Source organism: Nocardioides panacisoli, from assembly GCF_039537325.1.
Taxonomy (GTDB): Bacteria; Actinomycetota; Actinomycetes; order Propionibacteriales; family Nocardioidaceae; genus Nocardioides; species Nocardioides panacisoli.
This window is the reverse complement of sequence record NZ_BAABAH010000011.1, coordinates 1-16496: the sequence shown is the minus strand read 5'-3', so window position 1 is coordinate 16496 and position 16496 is coordinate 1. Positions and strand designations below refer to the sequence as shown.

19 protein-coding genes are annotated in these 16496 nt (G+C 71.4%); 7 read left to right on the top strand and 12 right to left on the bottom strand.

The genetic code is table 11. The features are described 5' to 3' along the window. The first annotated feature begins 141 nt into the window (after window positions 1-141). Complete coding sequence (gene fdxA, locus ABD709_RS14625; protein ID WP_344776669.1) at window positions 142-468, top strand: ferredoxin; 327 nt, start codon at window positions 142-144, stop codon at window positions 466-468. A gap of 5 nt (window positions 469-473) precedes the next feature. Further along, window positions 474-1580, top strand: coding sequence for a succinyldiaminopimelate transaminase (gene dapC / locus ABD709_RS14620; protein WP_344776911.1), 1107 nt, complete (start codon window positions 474-476; stop codon window positions 1578-1580). 9 nt (window positions 1581-1589) lie between these two features. On the opposite strand, the gene ABD709_RS14615 is transcribed toward dapC, so the two are convergent. The 4 genes from ABD709_RS14615 to ABD709_RS14600 form a co-directional block, all read right to left on the bottom strand. Further along, window positions 1590-1964 carry a hypothetical protein gene (locus ABD709_RS14615; protein WP_344776667.1) on the bottom strand — a complete coding sequence of 125 codons (375 nt, stop codon included), beginning with the start codon at window positions 1962-1964 and terminating at the stop codon, window positions 1590-1592. 144 nt (window positions 1965-2108) lie between these two features. Then, entirely contained in the window at window positions 2109-2489 is a 381-nt protein-coding gene (locus ABD709_RS14610; RefSeq protein ID WP_344776665.1) for a hypothetical protein, read from the bottom strand. Between the two features lie 116 nt (window positions 2490-2605). Beyond that, window positions 2606-3328, bottom strand: coding sequence for an ANTAR domain-containing protein (locus ABD709_RS14605; RefSeq protein WP_344776663.1), 723 nt, complete (start codon window positions 3326-3328; stop codon window positions 2606-2608). Between the two features lie 45 nt (window positions 3329-3373). Beyond that, window positions 3374-4081, bottom strand: a complete 708-nt coding sequence (locus tag ABD709_RS14600) for a GAF and ANTAR domain-containing protein (RefSeq protein ID WP_344776661.1) — start codon at window positions 4079-4081, stop codon at window positions 3374-3376. 227 nt (window positions 4082-4308) lie between these two features. Between ABD709_RS14600 and ABD709_RS14595 the strand changes: the two genes are divergently transcribed. Further along, window positions 4309-5211: a fatty acid desaturase family protein gene (locus ABD709_RS14595; RefSeq protein ID WP_344776659.1), complete on the top strand. Its 903-nt coding sequence runs from the start codon at window positions 4309-4311 to the stop codon at window positions 5209-5211. Here ABD709_RS14595 and ABD709_RS14590 read toward each other — a convergent pair. From ABD709_RS14590 to ABD709_RS14580, 3 genes are read right to left on the bottom strand one after another with little or no spacing between them, the layout of a single operon-like run. Beyond that, window positions 5208-6098 carry a VldE C-terminal domain-containing protein gene (locus ABD709_RS14590; RefSeq protein ID WP_344776657.1) on the bottom strand — a complete coding sequence of 297 codons (891 nt, stop codon included), beginning with the start codon at window positions 6096-6098 and terminating at the stop codon, window positions 5208-5210. The genes ABD709_RS14595 and ABD709_RS14590 overlap by 4 nt on opposite strands. A gap of 12 nt (window positions 6099-6110) precedes the next feature. After that, entirely contained in the window at window positions 6111-7055 is a 945-nt protein-coding gene (gene dapD, locus ABD709_RS14585; RefSeq protein WP_344776655.1) for a 2,3,4,5-tetrahydropyridine-2,6-dicarboxylate N-succinyltransferase, read from the bottom strand. 37 nt (window positions 7056-7092) lie between these two features. Further along, window positions 7093-7638 carry a DinB family protein gene (locus ABD709_RS14580; RefSeq protein ID WP_344776653.1) on the bottom strand — a complete coding sequence of 182 codons (546 nt, stop codon included), beginning with the start codon at window positions 7636-7638 and terminating at the stop codon, window positions 7093-7095. Window positions 7639-7871: 233 nt separating this feature from the next. Here ABD709_RS14580 and ileS point away from each other — a divergent pair, with 233 nt between their 5' ends. The 3 genes from ileS to ABD709_RS14565 are packed head-to-tail and all read left to right on the top strand — an operon-like array spanning window position 7872 to window position 12093. Then, window positions 7872-11093, top strand: coding sequence for an isoleucine--tRNA ligase (gene ileS / locus ABD709_RS14575; RefSeq protein WP_344776651.1), 3222 nt, complete (start codon window positions 7872-7874; stop codon window positions 11091-11093). Beyond that, a complete protein-coding gene (locus ABD709_RS14570) occupies window positions 11090-11788 on the top strand; it encodes an AzlC family ABC transporter permease (RefSeq protein WP_344776649.1) in 699 nt (232 codons plus the stop codon). The genes ileS and ABD709_RS14570 overlap by 4 nt, the downstream gene beginning before the upstream one ends. Continuing rightward, the gene (locus tag ABD709_RS14565) at window positions 11785-12093 is read left to right on the top strand and encodes an AzlD domain-containing protein (protein WP_344776647.1); all 309 of its coding nucleotides are present in this window, start codon (window positions 11785-11787) and stop codon (window positions 12091-12093) included. Before ABD709_RS14570 ends, ABD709_RS14565 begins: the two co-directional genes overlap by 4 nt. On the opposite strand, the gene ABD709_RS14560 is transcribed toward ABD709_RS14565, so the two are convergent. Further along, window positions 12083-12841, bottom strand: a complete 759-nt coding sequence (locus ABD709_RS14560) for a methyltransferase family protein (protein ID WP_344776645.1) — start codon at window positions 12839-12841, stop codon at window positions 12083-12085. The genes ABD709_RS14565 and ABD709_RS14560 overlap by 11 nt on opposite strands. 85 nt (window positions 12842-12926) lie before the next feature. Here ABD709_RS14560 and ABD709_RS14555 point away from each other — a divergent pair, with 85 nt between their 5' ends. Beyond that, window positions 12927-13958, top strand: coding sequence for an alpha/beta fold hydrolase (locus tag ABD709_RS14555; RefSeq protein WP_344776643.1), 1032 nt, complete (start codon window positions 12927-12929; stop codon window positions 13956-13958). A 24-nt stretch (window positions 13959-13982) separates the two neighbouring features. On the opposite strand, the gene ABD709_RS14550 is transcribed toward ABD709_RS14555, so the two are convergent. The 4 genes from ABD709_RS14550 to ABD709_RS14535 all read right to left on the bottom strand — a co-directional run. Beyond that, window positions 13983-15077 carry a glycosyltransferase gene (locus ABD709_RS14550; protein WP_344776641.1) on the bottom strand — a complete coding sequence of 365 codons (1095 nt, stop codon included), beginning with the start codon at window positions 15075-15077 and terminating at the stop codon, window positions 13983-13985. Further along, the gene (locus ABD709_RS14545; RefSeq protein ID WP_344776639.1) at window positions 15074-15664 is read right to left on the bottom strand and encodes a TetR/AcrR family transcriptional regulator; all 591 of its coding nucleotides are present in this window, start codon (window positions 15662-15664) and stop codon (window positions 15074-15076) included. The genes ABD709_RS14550 and ABD709_RS14545 overlap by 4 nt, the downstream gene beginning before the upstream one ends. 81 nt (window positions 15665-15745) lie before the next feature. Beyond that, complete coding sequence (locus ABD709_RS14540; protein WP_344776637.1) at window positions 15746-16360, bottom strand: maleylpyruvate isomerase N-terminal domain-containing protein; 615 nt, start codon at window positions 16358-16360, stop codon at window positions 15746-15748. A gap of 26 nt (window positions 16361-16386) precedes the next feature. After that, a partial coding sequence (locus tag ABD709_RS14535; RefSeq protein WP_344776909.1) for an integrase core domain-containing protein occupies window positions 16387-16496 on the bottom strand: 110 nt, incomplete at its 5' end.

The following is a 16496-nucleotide window of genomic DNA, read 5'->3' as shown; positions in this document are numbered from 1 at the left end:
CCCTCCGCTCGGGCCGGTCTCGCCGCGCAGCAGCCTTCGGACCACGACGCGCTGTCCCACCACATGGGGTCCGAGAACGTGTTGTCCCGGATGGCGAGGGTCCTGCACGTCGTCCATCCGGCGGACACTAGTATTCCGCGCATGACCTACGTCATCTCGCAGCCCTGTGTCGACCTGAAGGACCGCGCCTGCGTCGACGAGTGCCCCGTGGACTGCATCTACGAGGGCAAGCGGATGCTCTACATCCACCCCGACGAGTGCGTCGACTGCGGCGCCTGCGAGCCGGTGTGCCCGGTCGAGGCGATCTTCTACGAGGACGACGTCCCGGAGGAGTGGAAGGGCTACTACGACGCCAACGTCCACTTCTTCGACGACCTCGGCTCGCCCGGTGGCGCCGCCAAGATGGGCGAGATCGACAATGACCACGAGTTCGTCGCGGCGCTCCCGCCGCAGAACACCGAGCACTGAGTCCACTGACCCCTCAGGTCTCCTCGCGGCTCCCGGACTTCCCCTGGGACAAGCTGACGTCGTACGCCGCGACGGCGCGCGCGCACCCGGACGGCCTCGTCGACCTGTCCGTGGGCACGCCCGTCGACCCGACGCCGGAGGTCGTGCAGCAGGCGCTGCGTGAGGCCGCCGACTCGCCGGGCTACCCGCTGACGATCGGCCGTCCTGAGGCGCGCCAGGCGGCCGTCGACTGGCTGGCGCGCCGGCACGGCGTGACCGGCCTGGACATCGACGGCGTGCTGCCGGTGATCGGCTCCAAGGAGCTGATCGCTTCGCTGGCCCTGCACCTGGGCGTCGGCGCCGGCGACCTGGTCGTCTACCCGGAGCTTGCCTATCCGACCTACGAGGTCGGCGCCGCGCTCGCCGGCGCTCGTGCGATGGCCTCCGACTCCCTCACCTCGCTCGGGCCGCAGTCGCCGCGGGTGCTCTGGATCAACAGCCCGTCGAACCCGACCGGCCGCATCCTGCCTCCTGCGCACCTGAAGAAGGTCGTCGACTGGTGCCGCGAGCGTGGGGTGCTGCTCGTCAGCGACGAGTGCTACGTCGAGTGCGTCTGGGAGGGGGAGGCCGTCTCCGTCCTCCATCCCGACATCTGCGGGGGGAGCCACGACGGGATCCTCGCCGTGCACTCGCTGTCGAAGCGCTCGAACCTGGCCGGCTACCGGTGCGCGTTCGTCGCCGGCGACCGGGCCGTCGTGGCCGAGCTGCTCGCGGTCCGCAAGAACCTCGGACTGCAGATGCCCGGCCCGCAGCAGGTCGCGATGGTGGCCGCGCTCGACGACGACGCCCACGTGGCCGAGCAGCACGCGCGCTACGCCGTACGCCGCTCGAAGCTGAGGGCCGCTCTGAAGGGAGCGGGCTTCACCATCGACCACTCCGAGGCGTCGCTCTACCTGTGGGCGACGCGCGACGAGGAGTGCTGGGCCACCGTCGCCGCGCTCGCCGAGCGGGGGATCCTGGTCGCTCCCGGTGAGTTCTACGGCCGGGCCGGCGCCCGGCACGTCCGGGTCGCATTCACCGCGACCGACGAACGCGTCGACGCGGCTGTGGAGCGCTTGTCCGCGAAGCCCTGAGCGCGGCCGTCAGGGGTTCCGGACAGCCCGGATCGTTTTGCTCGTGTCGCCGGCGCAATGGGCGGTCTTGCGCACCTTCGCGAAGAACCTGCCTGGGGTGCCGGTGTTGCCGATGCTCCAGCTGCCGTCGTTCTCCGTGGTGTCGCTGGCGAAGCGGAGGTCGTCGCCGCCGCCCCGGCTGCCGACCTGCTTGATGACGATGATCTCGCGGTGCCCGACGCAGGCGGGCCTGGTGCTCGACACGCTGCCGTGGAGGTCGAGACCGTCGGCATGGATCGTGACCTTGGAAGGCGTCAGCGCCCAGGCCGACGACGGCGTGCCGACGCACGCGAGCGCGACGCCGGTGGACAGAAGCGTGAGAGTGACTCGGGCGAGGTTGGTCATGAGAATTCCTCTCGAAGTCGTGGGAGCCCTCTTGTCAGTGTCGACACACGCGACCGCCGATGCGCCAAATTTCAGACATAGGCCCCGGGACCGGGAGCGGTGCCCGGTCCCGGGGCCGAGCCCGGATGTTGCGGGGTGCTGGTCTCAGCGCACCGCGTGGACGGTCGAGCTGAAGGCCCGGCCACAGGTCGTGTTGGCCTTGACCTTGGCGTAGAAGTAGCCCTGGATGCCGGTGTTGCCGGTGTTCCAGCTGCCGTCGTCGCCGGTGGTGTCGCTGGCGAGCCGGGTGTCGTCGCCGCCCCCGCGGGTGCCGACCACCTTGTAGACGATGACCGTGCGGTCCGACAGGCAGCCGGGGTTGCTGCTGGAGACGGCGCCGGACAGGTCGACGCCGTCGGCCTGGATCGTGACCGTCGACGCGGACTTGGACAGCGCGTTGGCCGGGGCGGACGCCGCGAGGGCGAGGCCGCCGACGGCGGCGGTGGCGAGGAGACCGGTGGCGATGCGGTGGGTGATGGTGTTCATGATCGAGTTCCTTGTCGGGAGGTGGAGGACGGCTCGTTCGGTGAGCCGCAGATGCCCGTTGTGATGCGGGCTCCGCCCGGTTGGTTCTCGATTCCGGGTAAAGGATCTCGGAGGCGTCAGGCAGGTCGCAGCTGGTCGGCTGTGAGCTCGTGGTCCACCACGCTCTGGGCGACGGCCTTGAGCGGCTGGCGGTTGCGCCGGCTGTACGCGCGCATCAGCTGGAAGCCGAGCTGCACCTCGAGCCCGGCGCTGGCGAGGAGGACTCCCTTTGCCTGCTCGATCAGGATGCGGCTGTCGAGCGCCGTCTGCAGCTGCTCGGCGATCAGACCGGACTGGCGGACGGCGCGCTCCTGCAGCAGGCCGATCGTGGCGATGTCCGCCAACGCCTGGGCGAGCGCGATGTCCTGCTCGCTCAGCCGGGTGGCGTTCACGCAGAACAGGTTCATCGCGCCGACCAGGGAGTCCCGCAGGCGCAGGGGGATCGCATGGGCCGACTGGTAGCCCACCTCGGCCGTCGCGGCGCTGAACCGCGGCCAACGGGTGCGCGCCTCGGGCACGGCCACGTTGACGACCTCGCGGCCCGTGTGGAAGCAGTCCAGGCAGGGGCCCTCCTCGTTCTGGAGCTCCAGCAGCTCCAGGAGCTGCGCCTGCTCGCTGGTCGACGCGACCACGTGCAGGTTCCCGCGCAGGTCGTTCAGGATCACGCCGGCAGCGTCGGCGTGGAGGAGCTCCACCGCCCGCTCGGTCAGCGTGGACAGGAAGTCCAGGGCGTCGAATTCGTCGACGAGGGTGTCGGCGAGCTCGACGAACACCTGGGTCAACCGCTGTTCAGTGGTCATGAGGGTGACCTCTCACGTGGTCGGTCGAGGGTCGCGGATGTCGAGTCAATCATCCTCGTCGCCCCTGAGGATGCGGATGCGCCCGGACAGCACGTCTCGGGCGACCTGGAGGAGGGGCCGGTCGCTGGAGAAGGCGCGAGCCCGGAGGAGCAGCAGCGCCTCGGGCAGGCCGACAGCCGCCTGGACGGAGAGGAAGCCGGTGGCCTGGTGCACCTCGGCGCGGTACTCCAGCGGCCGGCCGAGCTCGGGAGGGAGGGCGGCCGCACCTCCCGCCCCGGCCTGCAGGCGCAGCAGCACCGCCACGGCCGCGTCCGCGTAGGCGACGGTCGTCATCGCCTCGCCGTCGTCGAGAGCGCCATGGGCGGACCGGTAGAGGCACAGGCTCCCCAACCGGATCGCGTCCACCTGGAGCGGGACCGCGAAGACCGCCTGGACGCCCGCGCCGAGGGCCGCCGGCGCGAAGCCCGGCCATTGCGACAGCGCGCCGGCGAGGTCGGGCCGGAGGACCGGGCGGTTGGAGCGGGACGCGTCCAGGCTCGGTCCCTCGCCGAGCTCGAACTGGAGCTCCTCGAGCTGGCCCGCGAGCGGACCCGAGCACCCGATCACGCCCTGGTGGCCGGCGTCGTTCATCAGGGACATCGCGCTGCCGCTCAGGCCGAGGGCCTCGTCGCAGTCGACGCACAGCAGCTCCGGCAGCGGACGACCATCGTCGACGGCGTCGATCGTCGTGAGGATCTGGCTGGTGGTCCGCACGCCTCTACCCCTCAGGGTTGTGGGGGTAGCCTCGAACCAAGGCCACCTCGGACCCCGGCGGCACCGTCAGCGAGCAGCCGGGAGTCTCAATGTCCGCCACCGGGTCCGTCCGTCAGCCCATCCAAAGTGGTTTCAGCGAGCTGGTCAGGGAGATCCGCGATCGAGGACTCCTCCAGCCTAGACCCACGTACTACCTCTTCCTCGGAAGCCTGGACGTCGCCGCCCTCGTGGCAGTCGTGGCAGGCATGGTGCTGCTGCGGGACTCGTGGTGGGCGGTCGCACTGGCGCCGGTCTTTGCGATCGTGTCCACGCAGATCGCGTTCTTCTCCCACGATGCCGCGCACCGCCAGATCGTCCGCGGCAGCCGACCCGCGGCCGTGCTCTGCCTGGTCTTCGGCAACCTGCTCAACGCCCTGAGCTACGGGTGGTGGGTCGCCAAGCACAACGCGCACCACGCGCACCCCAACGACCTCGAGACCGATCCCGACGTCGCCGCCGGCGCGTTCGTGTTCGACGCGGACCAGGCCGGCGCACGCCGGGGGGCGGCGGCATGGCTGACCCGCCACCAGGCCGCGCTGTTCTTCCCGATGCTGACGCTGGAGGCGTTGAACCTGCGCGTCTCGAGCGTGCGGGCGGTGCTCCGTCCCGGTCTCCGGTACCGCAAGACCGAGGCTCTGCTGCTCGTCGTCCACCTGGCGCTGTATGCCGCCTTGCTCGTCAGCACCCTCACCCTGGGCCAGGCGGCGGTGTTCTTCGTCGTCCACCAGGCCCTCTTCGGTGTCTACCTCGGTTGCTCGTTCGCGCCCTCGCACAAGGGGATGCCGGTCCTGACAGCCGAGCAGGGTGCGGACCCGATGCTGCGGCAGGTGCTCACCTCGCGCAACGTCCGAGGAGGACGAGCCGTGGACCTGGCGCTCGGTGGCCTCAACCTGCAGATCGAGCACCACCTCTTCCCGAGCATGCCGCGGCCGAACCTCCGACGCGCCCAGCCGGTCATCGAGCGGCACTGCCGGTCGCGGGGGATCACCTACGCCGAGGCCACCCTGCCCGAGACCTACGGGCTGGCGCTGCGACACCTGCACCAGGTGGGGGCGCCGCTGCGAGCCCGCGCCCGTTCCGACGGTGCCTAGCTGAAGACGTCGACGTGGAGGTGGTCGCCACCGGACGCCGAGGTGTCGGTGTGCCAGCCGTCCTCGCCCGCGCGCCAGACCCGGCCGTCGAAGCCGACGGTGCGCACGTCGAGCCGCGCGGCGTTGGCGACCAGGTACTCGGCCAGTGCCCACCCGCGCACCTTGCTCGCCGCGTTCTCCGGGCGGAGGTAGATCTCGACCGCGCGGCCGTCGTAGTGGGCGGACGCCAGCACGTCCTCACCGAACCGCTCCGCCAGGTCCTTCCGCACGGCGTCCGCGCGGCTGGTCAGCCCGGTCGACGTGAGCTTGTCGTCGGCCGACGGCGCCCCGCCGTCGAGGTCGCAGGAGAAGGTCGCCGGGGAGTAGCCGGTGAGCGAGGAGGCCACGGTCCGCGCGTCGGCCTCGTGGTCGGCGTACGCGTCGGGGAACTGGGAGTGCTGCACGGTCTGCGCGGCCACGGTGATGTCCATGTTCTCGTAGCCGTCGACCCGCTGCAGGGCGTCGTAGAACGCGTTCGTCGCATAGACCGGGTCGAGCAGCTGCTCGCGGCTGCCCCATCCCTGCGACGGGCGCTGCTGGAAGAGCCCGACGGAGTCCCGGTCGCCGTAGTCGATGTTGTAGAGGTCGGACTCCTGGTACGCCGTCGCGAGCGCGATCGACGCGGCTCGCGCGGGCAGTCCGCGCCGGATCGAGAGCGCCGTGATCAGTGCGGCGTTCTCGGCCTGCTCGCCGGACAGCTTGACCTCGTGGTGCGCGACCGTCACGTCGCAGTCGCCGCTGGGACCCGCGAGGATCTCGTCGGCCGACTGCAGCACGGCAACGCCGACCACCGCGATGATGCCCATCGCAGCGAGGCCGACGACCACCGCTCCCGTGCTGGTCCTCACTCCGAGAGTTTGTCAGTTCGTGTGAAGCGCGTCGTTGAGCGCGATGCCCTCGCCGTGCCACGGGACGGCCTCGATGGCGCCCGTGACCGAGTTGCGCCGGAACAGGACGTTGCCGGCGCCGGACAGCTCCAGGGCCTTGACCACGCGCGGGTCCTTGCCCGGCTCGAGCACGGTGACCTTGGTGCCCGCCGTGACGTAGCAGCCGGCCTCGACGACGCAGTCGTCGCCGAGCGAGATGCCGACCCCGGAGTTCGCGCCGAGGAGGCAGCGCTCGCCGATCGAGATGACCTGCTTGCCGCCGCCGGACAGGGTGCCCATGATCGACGCCCCGCCGCCGACGTCCGACCCGTCGCCCACGACGACGCCGGCGCTGATCCGGCCCTCGACCATCGAGGCGCCGAGCGTGCCGGCGTTGTAGTTCACGAAGCCCTCGTGCATGACCGTCGTGCCGGCCGCGAGGTGGGCGCCGAGCCGCACCCGGTCGGCGTCGGCGATCCGGACACCGCTCGGCAGCACGTAGTCGACCATGCGGGGGAACTTGTCGACCCCGTAGACGGTCACGGTGTGCCCGGGTACGACCGCCCTGAGACGTGCGCGGGTGAGCTCGAACCCGTCGACCGCGCACGGACCGGCGCTCGTCCACACCACGTTGGTCAGCAGGCCGAAGATGCCCTCGAGGCTCAGGCCGCGGGGCTGCACCAGCCGGTGGGAGAGCAGGTGGAGTCGCAGCCACACGTCGGCGGTCGACGTCGGCGCGGCATCGAGGTCCTCGATCTCGACCAGCTCGACCCTCCGCGTGACCCGGCGGAGGTCGTCCTCGCCCTCGAGGGCGGTCAGCTCGGCCGGGGCCCCCGCGTCGGTGGGCCTCTCGCCCAGCGCCGGCGCGAGGAACCACACGTCGAGGACCGAGTCGTCGACGGCGTACGTCGTCAGGCCGAAGCCCCATGCGGCAGTCACGTGGGGAGAGCCTAGTGGCTGACCGCGGCGGCCCTCGTCACTGGCCGGTTCGGCCGTCGATGCACTCGCGGAGCAGGTCGGCGTGGCCGCAGTGCCGGGCGTACTCCTCGATCATGTGGATCAGGATGTCCCGGACCGAGGCGACCTCGCCGTCGCTGTTGTAGGCGATCCGGGCGGCCATCGACTCGTCGGTCTGCGCGGCCAGCCACTCGTCGGCACGCGCCAGCTGGTGGCGCCACTGCTCGAAGGCGTCGTCAACGCAGTCCTTCGTGCCGACCGCGCCGGTGAACTCCACGTCGGGGTCGTCCGGGTCGCCGTAGGGCCTGGGCTCGTCGAGGTTGCCCTGCAGGGCGCGCTGGAACCAGTTGTGCTCGACGCGCGCCATGTGGCGGACCAGGCCGAGCAGGCTGAGGTTGCTCGGTGGGACGGACTGCGTGGCGAGCTGCTCGGGTGTCAGGCCCTCGCACTTCAGCCCGAGCGTGAGTCGGTAGTTGCCGAGGTACTCCCGGTAGTTCGCCAGCTCCCCGTCGGGCGCGCCGTAGGAGCGGGGGTCGGATTCCGGCTCGGTCCACATGTCCGCCATGACCTAGACTCTGCACCACAGGCGTTCGAGCCGTCATCAGCGGCGAGCCCCGGGAAGAACACCGGTGGTCGAGGAGGTCGCGCAGCGACCGTCACGAGACCGGCAAGTAGAACCCGGCGGGTAGGCCCGTCACAGCCGTCATGAGTGGTCGACGTACGTCGGCAAGCAGGGTGGTACCGCGGCAGACGTCGTCCCTGTGGCCAGATGAGACCCGACCAGCAGGAGCAGCCGCGATGACCTACCCCAAGGTCACCACCGACCCCACCGGGGCCGTCCCGTCGAGCCCGAGGTTCCCCGAGATCGAGGAGCGGGTGCTCGCGCACTGGGCCGAGGACGACACCTTCCGCGCGTCGGTCGAGCAGCGTGACCCGGGGACGGACGGCGAGAACGAGTTCGTCTTCTACGACGGGCCGCCGTTCGCGAACGGCCTGCCGCACTACGGCCACCTGCTGACCGGCTACGTCAAGGACATCGTGCCGCGCTACGAGACGATGCGCGGCAAGCGGGTCGAGCGCCGGTTCGGCTGGGACACCCACGGTCTGCCTGCCGAGCTCGAGGCGATGCGTCTCAACGGCATCAAGACGACCGACGAGATCCTCGAGATGGGGATCGACAAGTTCAACGACGCCTGCCGCGCGTCGGTGCTGAAGTACACGGGCGAGTGGCGCGACTACGTCACCCGGCAGGCGCGCTGGGTCGACTTCGACAACGACTACAAGACCATGAACCCCGAGTTCATGGAGTCGGTGCTGTGGGCGTTCAAGAGCCTCTTCGACAAGGGCCTGGTCTATGAGGGCTTCCGCGTCCTGCCCTACTGCTGGAACGACGAGACGCCGCTGTCCAACCACGAGCTGCGGATGGACGACGACGTCTACCAGGACCGGCAGGACCCATCGGTCACGGTCGGCTTCGAGGTCACGTCGGAGGGTCCGTTCGCCGGCGCCAAGCTGCTGATCTGGACCACGACCCCGTGGACCCTGCCGAGCAACCTGGCGGTGATGGTCGGCTCGGACATCGACTACGTCATGGTGGAGGAGTACGGAGAGCGCTCGGTCCTCGCGGAGGCGCGGCTGTCGGCGTACGCCCGCGAGCTGGGGGAGGAGCCGAACGTCGTCTGGCGGGGCAAGGGCTCGGACCTGGTCGGGTTGACCTACAACCCGCCGTTCTCCTACTTCGAGGGCCACACCAACGCCTTCCGCGTCGTCCCCGCGGACGAGGCGGTGACGACCACCGACGGCACCGGGCTGGTGCACAGCGCGGGCGCCTTCGGTGAGGTCGACAAGGAGGTCACCGACCGCGAGGGGATCGAGGCGGTGATGCCCGTCGGCAAGGACGGCCGGTTCACCCACCCCGTCGACGAGTACGCCGGGATGCTGGTCTTCGACGCCAACCTGCAGATCATCGACGACCTCAAGAGCCACGGTGGGCGGGTGACGCCGGGCACCGTCCTCGTGCGCCGCGAGACCTACACCCACTCCTACCCGCACTGCTGGCGGTGCCGCGAGCCGCTGATCTACAAGGGCGTCTCGTCGTGGTTCGTCGAGGTCACCAAGTTCAAGGCGCGGATGGGCGAGCTCAACCAGCAGATCCGCTGGGTGCCCGAGCACATCAAGGACGGCCAGTTCGGCAAGTGGCTGGAGAACGCCCGCGACTGGTCGATCACCCGCAACCGCTTCTGGGGCAGCCCGGTGCCGGTGTGGAAGAGCGACGACCCGGCATACCCGCGGATCGACGTCTACGGCTCGTTCGAGGAGCTCGAGCGCGACTTCGGCCGGCTGCCGCGCAACGCCGCGGGCGAGCCGGACCTGCACCGGCCGTGGGTCGACGACCTGACCCGGCCGAACCCTGATGATCCGCGACCCGGCAACGAGAGATCCACGATGCGGCGCGTGTCCGACGTGCTGGACGTGTGGTTCGACTCCGGCTCGATGTCCTTCGCGCAGGTGCACTACCCGTTCGAGAACGCCGAGTGGTTCGAGCACCACTTCCCGGGCGACTTCATCGTCGAGTACATCGGCCAGACCCGCGGCTGGTTCTACACGATGCACATCCTGGCGACGGCGCTGTTCGACCGTCCGGCGTTCCAGTCCTGCATCAGCCACGGCATCGTGCTCGGCTCGGACGGCAACAAGATGTCGAAGTCGCTGCGGAACTACCCCGACGTGCGCGAGGTGTTCGACCGCGACGGCGCCGACGCCATGCGCTGGTTCCTGATGGCGTCGCCGATCCTGCGCGGCGGCAACCTGATCGTCACCGAGCAGGGGATCCGCGACGCCGTGCGGCAGGTGATGATCCCGCTCTGGAACACGTGGTACTTCTTCCAGCTCTACGCCAACGCCGAGGGCTACGAGGCCACGGTCGGCTCGGCCGCCTCGTCGGGCTCCTCGGACGTGCTCGACCGCTACCTGCTGGCCAAGACCCGTGAGTACGTCGAGCAGCTCACCGGCCAGCTCGACGACTACGCGATCGCCGACGCCTGCGAGACGGTGCGCGGCTTCTTCGACGTGCTGACGAACTGGTACGTCCGCCGCTCGCGCGAGCGGTTCTGGGAGGGCCGGGCGGAGGCGTTCGAGACGCTCGCGACGGTGCTCGACGTCGTCTGCCGCACGACGGCTCCGCTGCTGCCGCTGACGTCGGAGGAGATCTGGCGGGGGCTGACCGGCGGCCGCTCGGTGCACCTCGAGGACTGGCCGGACGCCGACGCGCTGCCCGGTGAACCGGCGCTGGTCGCCGCGATGGACCAGGTGCGCGAGGTCTGCTCGGCGACGTCGGCGCTGCGCAAGGCGGCCAAGCTCCGCAACCGGCTGCCGCTGGCGACGCTGACGGTCGTCGTCGACGACCCGGACGCGCTGTCGTCGTACGTCGGGATCGTCGCGGACGAGGTCAACGTCAAGCAGGTCCGGCTGGTCGCCGCGGACTCGGAGGAAGCCGCTTCGTACGGCGTCGAGCAGCGGCTCACCGTGAACGCGCGAGCGGCCGGCCCGCGGCTCGGCAAGGACGTCCAGGTCGCGATCCGCGGCTCGAAGTCGGGCGACTGGTCGGTCGGGGACGACGGCACGGTCACGGCCGGCGGCATCGCGCTGGTCGAGGGCGAGTTCGCGCTCGAGACCGTCGTCGGGTCCGCGGCGGAGGGCGCTGCCACCGGCATGCTGCCGCGCGGCGGGTTCGTCGTGCTCGACACCCTCGTGACACCGGAGCTGGCAGAGGAGGGTCTCGCCCGCGACCTGGTCCGCGCGGTCCAGCAGGCCCGCAAGGACGCCGGCCTCGACGTCTCCGACCGGATCTCGCTGGTGCTCGCCGGCACGCCCGCGGTCGTGGCGGCCGCCCGCGCGCACGAGCAGCTGATCGGGCGCGAGACGCTCGCGACGTCGTACTCCGTCGACGACCACATGACGGGCACGGAGATCGCGCTCGGCGACGGCGAGCTCGCCACCGTGTCCCTCGCGAGAGCGTGACCGCGGAGACGCCTCCCGACCGTCGCGTCGTCGTCGACTCGCTCGGCGTCGGCGTGGCGACGGGCGCGTACGGCGTCTCCTTCGGCGCGGTCGCGACGGCCTCCGGGCTCGACGTGTGGCAGGCGTGCGCGCTGTCGCTGCTCGTCTTCACGGGGGCGTCGCAGTTCGCGTTCGTCGGGGTCGTCGCCGCGGGCGGCGCGCCCCTGACGGGGTCGCTCACGGCGCTGCTCCTGGGCAGCCGCAACCTGTTCTACGGCGCGACGATGGCGCCGCGGCTCGAGGTGCGCGGGTGGCGGCGGCTGGTCACCGCGCACCTGGTCATCGACGAGTCGACGGCGATGGGCCTCGGCCAGGACGACTCCCGCCAGTCGCGCCTCGCGTTCCGCCTGACCGGCTGGTCGATCTTCGTGCTGTGGAACCTGATGACGCTGGCCGGTGCGGTCGCCGGGTCCAGGCTCGGTGACCCTCGGACGTTCGGGCTCGACGCCGCCGTCGGCGCCGCGTTCCTCGCCCTGCTCTGGCCGCGGCTGACCGCATGGCCGCAGCGCCTGGTCGCGCTGGTCGGCGCGGCCGCGGCGACCGGCCTGGTCCCCTGGACGGCCGCCGGCGTGCCGGTGATCGGCGGGGGAGCCGTCGCGGTCGTGGTGGGCCTGGTGCTGGCGCGCCGGGGCGTTGCGATCGAGGAGCCGTCGTGAGCACCACGTGGGTGGCGATCCTGGTCGCCGCGATCGGCTGCTACGTGCTGAAGTACGTCGGCCTGTCGGTCCCGCAGCGCCTCCTCGAGCACCCGGTCGCCGAGCGGGTCGCCGCACTCATCCCGGTCGCGCTGCTCGCGGCGCTGGTCGCCGTGCAGGTGCTCGCCACCGGCCACGAGCTGACCCTGGACGCCCGCGCCGTCGCCCTCGCTGCGGCGGTCGGCCTGCTGCTGCTCCGGGCGCCGTTCCTCGTGGTGGTCTTCGGCGCCGCCGCGGTCGCCGCTCTCGTCCGGCTCATCGGGTGAGGCGCCAGGGCACGAACCGTGGCGTGCGAGCGGCGTAGTCCTCGTACCCGCTCAGCTGGCCTGCGAGGTCGCGCTCCTCGAACCGCACGCCAACCACGACGTACGCCGTGCTCAGCGCGGCGAACAGCAGGTGGCCGACCGTCATCGTTGGCGCAGCCCAGAAGGCGATGACGAACCCGGTCATCATCGGGTGCCGCACCAGCCGGTAGGCGAGCGGCACCGACAGCTGCGGCGTCGCCGGCTCCTGACCCGACCGGCGCAGCAGCGGCTGGCGGAGCCCGAACAGCTCGGCATGGTCGAACGCGTGCGTCATCGCGACGACGAGCAGCCAGCCGAGGACGTACGCCGCCCACACCGCCACGCGGCCGGCGGTCGGGCCGACGTCCCAGACCACGTCCGGGACCGGGTGCCACAGAGCGAACGTCAGCGCCAGCGAGGCGCTGGCGGCAAAGACGTAGGTCGCCCGTTCGAGGTGCGCCGGGACGACGCGGGTCCACCGGCGCTTGAACGCCGGCCGCGCCATCACGGTGTGCTGCACGGCGAAGACGGACAGCAGCAGGGCGTCGACGACCACCGACACGGCGGTCGACGCCGTCGGGCCGCCTTCGTCGACCGTGCGGGGCACGACCGTGTCGGCGAGGAACGCGACCGCGTAGCCGGTCACTGCGGTGAAGAGGAGGTAGGCCGAGGCTGCGTAGCCGATCCCGGCGGCCCCGCCTCGCTTCAGGACGTCGATGCTGGTGGTCACGTGCGAAACTTCGCACGCGGTCGCGGGCGGGGGCAGGCGTGGAACTACCCCACCTGCGCGGATCGGCGAGGAGCGGAGGTCGCGGGTGCAGGAGCAGCGCATCGCGTCGACCCGCCTGGGCGATGGGACCGAGGTCGCGTACGCGACCGCCGGCTCGGGGCCGCCGCTGCTGTTCGTCGGCGGCTGGCTGAGCCACCTCGAGCGCAGCTGGGCGCTGCCCGCGGAGCACGCGTTCCTCACCGCGACGGCACGGGGCCGCACGCTGATCCGGTACGACCGCCCGGGCTGCGGGCTGTCGGGGCCCGCTCCGGCCCCGAGCCTCGACCGGGAGGTCGATGCGGTGTCGGCGGTCCTGGCGGCCGCGCGGGCCCAGCTGCGCGCGGAGGGGCCGATCGACGTCGTCGCCAGCTCGCTGGGCGTGCCGGTGACGATCCGCTGGGCGGCCGAGCACCCGGACGCCGTACGCCGGCTCGTGCTGTACGGCGGCTGGGCCGTGGGGCCGGAGCTCTCCGAGCCGGACGTGCGTGAGCACGTCATCGGACTGGTGGCCACGCACTGGGGCCTCGGCTCGGACGTCCTCACCGAGATCTTCGCGCCGGATGCGCCGCCCGGGTCGCGGTCGGCGTTCGCGGAGTACCAGCAGCAGTGCTGCTCCGGGCCGTTCGCCGCCTCGCTGCTGCGGTTGTGCCACGAGCTCGATGTCAGCGACTCGCTCCCGGCCATCGCCGCACCGACCCTGGTGCTGCGCCGGGACGGCGACCGGGCGGCGCCGGACGAGCAGAGCCGGCTGATCGCGGATCGGGTCCGGTCGGGGACGATGCGGGTCCTCCCCGGCCGCTCCCACCTGCCCTACGTCGGCGAGGTCGGACCCCTGGTCGCGGAGATCCGGTCGCACCTCGGCCTTCGGGCGTCCGGTCGCGCCGAGGCGCGGGTGCTGACCGACCGCCAGCGCGCGGTCGCCGAGCTCGTGAGCCAGGGCCTGACCAACCGCGAGATCGGTGCCCGGCTCGGGATCACCGAGCGCTCCGCCGAGGGCCACGTCGAACGGATCCGCCTGCGTCTCGGCGCTCGCTCGCGCGCCCAGATCGCCGCCTGGTGGGCGACCGACGCCGGCTGAGCCGGATCGATGGGACTGCGGTCCTCAGCTCTGCGGAACCTCGTCCCTGACCACGGCCTCGAGTCGGTCCGCGGCGGTGGCGGCACCGCGCGCCCCACGGATCGCCGCGCCGAGCGCTGCCGCGGCGGACCGGTGCGGCCCGTCGTCGAGGAGCTCCTCGATGAGCGGACGGAGCTGACCGGAGGGTGCGGTCTTCTTCGCCATCCGGCCGGCGCCGGCCTCCGCGATGCTCCGGCCGACCATCGGCTGGTCGAGCATCGGGTGCATCGGCAGGATCAGCAGGGGGATGTCGTGCGCGAGGGCGGACATGGTCGTCGCGTGCCCGCCATGGCCGACGACGAGAGACACCTCCGGCATCAGCTCGCCGTGCCGCACCCAGTCGTGGATCTCGGTGTTGGAGGACGGACGCAGGGCCGATCCGTCGATGGCGGGACCTGTGGTGACGACGACGCGAGCGTCGAGCCCCGCAACCGCGTCGATGACCCGCTGCAGAGCCGCGGCCTGGCCCGGGAAGTTGTAGGTGCTCAGGCTGACCAGGATGGTCGGCTCGGAGGGATTCGCCGGCGTCCCCGTCACGACGGGACCCGTGTGCACCATGTTCGCGGGGCGGTCCCGCCGCCCCGCCGGGTCGAGCTCGGGCGCGGAGGCGACCAGCCGCAGGGCGGCCGCGTCGAGACCGCGCTGGGGCGCGAGCCGCTGCGCGCGGACGCCGAGGCCGATCGGGCCCTTGAGCCACTTGGCGCTGAAGTACTCGTCGTAGAGGTGCTCGAGCAGCACGTAGCGGATGCCGGCCCGCTCGATCGCGTGGATGACGCCGAAGGCCATGCAGTCGACGACGACGAGGTCTGCCGGCCGGCGATCGAGCTCGGCGAGCACGTCGGCGCCCATCCCGCGGTCGCCGAACATCTTGATGTGGGCGAGCAACGAGTTCTTCTCCACCGACGCGAACGGCCGGGCGCGGGTGTACGCCGTGAAGTCCGTCCCGGGGAGCTGCCGGCGGTTGCCCTCGTGCCCGATGAACCGGACCGTGTGGCCGCGGGCGGCGAGCTCGGTGGCGATGCCGGCCGCGGGTGGGACGTTGCCGCCACCGTCCCAGGTGACGAAGAGGAAGTCGCTCATGGTCGTGTGTCCTTGGTCGCCTCGTCCAGGACCGCCCGGACGAGGGTTTTCATGCGTTGCTCGGTGTGGGACCGCGAGAGCCCGCGGTCGTGGCGCAGCAGCTTCCAGGTGTAGACGTCGGTCGCGACGACCAGCAGGTCGATGGTCGGCGAGCTCGCGTCGGCGTACGGCGCGAACACCTCCTCGACCCAGCCCCGGTGCATCTGTCGGCCGCGTTCGGTGATCCGGCTGACCAGGTGGTCGCTCTTCTCCTGCGCGAGCATGAGGAGAGCGGTCTTCCCGCGGCGCTCGTAGTGATCGACGATCACGTGCAGGGCGGCGTCGATGTCGCCCACGGGGGTGGCTCGTTCCTCGGTGACCCGGCTGACCGCGTCCTCGATGTTGGCCTCGAACAGCCCGGCCCGGCTGCCGAACTGCCGGAGCACGGTCTGGACGCTGACCCCCGCCTCGCGGGCGACGTCGTCCAAGGAGATGTCGGGGAACGTCCGCTCGCCGGCGAGCTCGAAGAGGGCGTCGAGGATCCGCCGACGAGTCTGCTCGACGGCCTGGGCCCGCGCCCCCATGGTGTAGCTACGCTTCGTTTTCATGTCAACCTCAGTTGACATGAAAACGCATTTCGTGTCAACCAGCGTTGACGTTAAATATCCGGACCGCCGCGCCCCCGCGGGTCAGAGGACGCTGAACCCGGAGGGGAGGCCGGACCTGCCGGTGAGAGCGAGCAGCACCTGTCCGACGGCACCGGTGTCGATGGAGAGGTCCGTCAGCAGCTGCATGACCTGGCGGGCGGCTGCAACCGGCGGCTCGACGGGGAGGCTCAGCGCTCTGGCGAGGTCGGCGGTGTGCACGGTCAGCTCGAAGGTGCGGGTGGGCAGGTAGTCCGACAGCCGCATCCCGCCGGCGATGGTGGTGAGGAGCTCCGTCCCGTCGTGGGCGTCGACGAGCGGGAGGACCCGCTCGGCGATCTGCGCCACCGCGGCGGCCGGGTCGTCGCCGAGCGCTGCACCCGCGGCACGGCCGCGGTCTGCGACCTCGGGACCGGCGCTCAGCGCGCTGGTCGCCCGGTAGTAGCCGGCCGGTGAGGGGATGGCCGCCGTCTCCGCCGGTCGCTCGAGGTAGGTCTCCACGGTGAGGAACGACCGGCTGGTGTGGCCGACCAGGGCCCGGACGTCCCACTCGCCGAGGCCCGGGGCGCTCCAGCGGTCGCCGACGAGCGCGGCCGTCCCGACGAACCATCGAGCCGCGGCCGCGAAGGCTTCGCGAGAGGTGTCCCAGGTGTACGTCATGCACGGAGGCTAGATGTACTCGGCCGTCACGTTGGTGACAGCCGGCTGATCGGTGGCAGGCCGTCGAGCGCAGTGTGGCGGCGCTGAGTGTTGTAGAGCTCGAGCCACGGAGCAAGGGCAGCGGCGCGGTCATCGT

Coding starts and splice junctions, on each gene's coding strand:
- fdxA (WP_344776669.1), top strand. CDS start 142: ATGACCTACGTCATCTCGCAGCCCTGTGTCGACCTGAAGGACCGCGCC.
- ABD709_RS14540 (WP_344776637.1), bottom strand. CDS start 16,360: ATGACGTACACCTGGGACACCTCTCGCGAAGCCTTCGCGGCCGCGGCT.
- ABD709_RS14545 (WP_344776639.1), bottom strand. CDS start 15,664: ATGAAAACGAAGCGTAGCTACACCATGGGGGCGCGGGCCCAGGCCGTC.
- ileS (WP_344776651.1), top strand. CDS start 7,872: ATGACCTACCCCAAGGTCACCACCGACCCCACCGGGGCCGTCCCGTCG.
- ABD709_RS14550 (WP_344776641.1), bottom strand. CDS start 15,077: ATGAGCGACTTCCTCTTCGTCACCTGGGACGGTGGCGGCAACGTCCCA.
- ABD709_RS14580 (WP_344776653.1), bottom strand. CDS start 7,638: ATGGCGGACATGTGGACCGAGCCGGAATCCGACCCCCGCTCCTACGGC.
- ABD709_RS14605 (WP_344776663.1), bottom strand. CDS start 3,328: ATGACCACTGAACAGCGGTTGACCCAGGTGTTCGTCGAGCTCGCCGAC.
- ABD709_RS14615 (WP_344776667.1), bottom strand. CDS start 1,964: ATGACCAACCTCGCCCGAGTCACTCTCACGCTTCTGTCCACCGGCGTC.
- ABD709_RS14610 (WP_344776665.1), bottom strand. CDS start 2,489: ATGAACACCATCACCCACCGCATCGCCACCGGTCTCCTCGCCACCGCC.